General features: G+C 52.3%; 2 protein-coding genes and 1 pseudogene. All 3 read left to right on the plus strand.

Annotation, left to right across the window (positions count from 1 at the left end; translation table 11 throughout):
- Nucleotides 1-354, plus strand: a pseudogene (locus Q0314_RS04985) (hypothetical protein); the annotation flags it as partial.
- Complete coding sequence (gene proC / locus Q0314_RS04990) at nucleotides 351-1,253, plus strand: pyrroline-5-carboxylate reductase (protein ID WP_298057199.1); 903 nt, start codon at nucleotides 351-353, stop codon at nucleotides 1,251-1,253. The pseudogene Q0314_RS04985 and the gene proC, both read left to right, overlap by 4 nt.
- 157 nt (nucleotides 1,254-1,410) lie before the next feature.
- Nucleotides 1,411-1,629, plus strand: a complete 219-nt coding sequence (locus tag Q0314_RS04995; RefSeq protein WP_298057202.1) for a hypothetical protein — start codon at nucleotides 1,411-1,413, stop codon at nucleotides 1,627-1,629.
- Nucleotides 1,630-1,858: the final 229 nt, after the last annotated feature.

Here is a 1,858-nt window from a genome sequence, read left to right on the forward strand (position 1 = left end):
GAAAAAGGCGGCAAAAACTCGGACAAGCGCGCCGTGCGGATATATCTAAGCTCAGACGGCGACGTCTACGGCAAGCTTAGCAAAAACATACTCGAGCAGTACGTGGGCGCAGCTAAACAGAAAATGGAGCCGACGCTAAAAGCGGCGATCAAATTTGAAAATGACACGAACGTCGTTTATGAGCTGGTCGTGGGCAACGAGTTTAAGGCGAGCGACGAGGCGCAGACGGGCGGCGTTTATACCTTGGCGCCTGGGCAGGTTACGGGCGCGATCTGGGCGGATAGCGCGGCGGTAAATACGGCGATCGCGGGCAAAGCGGTCAAAATCGGCACTCTAAAAAAGACGGCGAAATGAAAAACGTAAAAATAGGCTTCATCGGCGGCGGAAATATGGGCGGCGCGATGATAGAGGCGCTTTGGCGAGCGCAACCTGACGGGGCAAGCTTTGCCGAAGACGATCAAAAATTTGACGGCGGTAGCGAGGCACACAGGGCGGAAAATTTAGCGCAAACGGATAAAAACACGAGTCGGCGCGAATGCGAAAAAAAGACGAAATTTGAAATCATAGCCTGCGCCAGAAGCAAAAACGAAGCCTTGCGGCAAAGATTTGGCATAAAAATAGCCGCGAACGAAACGGATCTAGCGCGCGAAGCGGACACGGTCGTGCTGGCTACTAAGCCCGCTAGCTACGAGGCTATCTTGCGCCTGATCGCACCCGAGCTTGCGGGCAAAATTTTGCTTCTTTTGGCGCCTAATTTTGACATAAAACGCGCTAGGCAAATCGTAGGCGAGTGCGTTTATATCGCTCGCGCGATGCCAAATATCGCAGCTTGCATCGGCGCGTCGGCCACGGCTCTTTGCTTTGACGCTGGATTTAGCGAGGCCAAGAAAGAGACCGTGCGCGAGATAATCGCAAAAATAGGCAAAATTTACGAGATAGACGAGGCCGGTTTTGCCGCATTTACGGGCATCGCAGGCAGCCTGCCCGCGTATGCGTGCGCCTTTATCGAGGCTGCGGCCGATGCCGGCGTGCGGGGCGGACTGCCTAGGCGGCTTTGCTACGACGCCGTTGCGGCAGCCGTAGAAGGGACGGCGCGTCTGATCCAAAGCGGCAAGCACCCGGCCGCGCTAAAAGACGAGGTCTGCTCGCCGGCGGGAACCACGATCGAAGGACTTGCCGCGCTTGAAAAAGGCGGATTTCGCGGCGCCTTGATGGATGCCGTCGCCGCTTGCATCGCCAAAGCGCGGGGTTAGGCTCGCTGCTTTTGCTTTGCCGATTAATTTAAGTCTAGTAAATTTATACGCTTTATCCTCGCTTGAAATTTCCGCTCGCGCCTAAATTTCTCGTCCGAGCCGAAAAACGCCCCCGCGTTTTTGCTATAATCGCACATTAAATTTTAAAAGGATACGAATGAAATTCTTCATCATCGCGCTACTTGCGGCGTTAAATTTATTCGCTAGCGAGCCTGGCCTTTTGCCATTGCTAGCCGCAGATACGCTAGAAAAGCTCAAAAAATGCAAAAGTCTCGTCATAAACGCTACCAAAGAGCGCGTGCAAGCGGGCATGGTAGCGGCTAACTTAAAGCAAGACTACGGCGCGGCGGAAGAAGAAAAAGGGTGTTTGACTTAGCGCGGTATTTGATTTTTGCGTCTTTGCGATGAGCGTAGCGTTACGAGAGCTTGCGCAAGGTAAAACGAAACGCTTTATTTCAGATTTGCTCGGCGTATCGTCTTTTCGCGCCTTTTGAGTTAGAATTTTACCCGAAAAACAATATTTTTTAATTTTTCGCCGCTTTTTACGCCCGATTTTGGCTATAATTTCAACCAAAGCAGATCGCGGTCGCGATTTACGTTTGCAT

The sequence above is a fragment of the uncultured Campylobacter sp. genome, from assembly GCF_938040115.1.
Lineage (GTDB): Bacteria > Campylobacterota > Campylobacteria > Campylobacterales > Campylobacteraceae > Campylobacter_A.

Excerpts from the sequence above, each read along its gene's own strand:
- proC (WP_298057199.1), top strand. The coding sequence starts at position 351 with ATGAAAAACGTAAAAATAGGCTTCATCGGCGGCGGAAATATGGGCGGC.
- Q0314_RS04995 (WP_298057202.1), top strand. The coding sequence starts at position 1,411 with ATGAAATTCTTCATCATCGCGCTACTTGCGGCGTTAAATTTATTCGCT.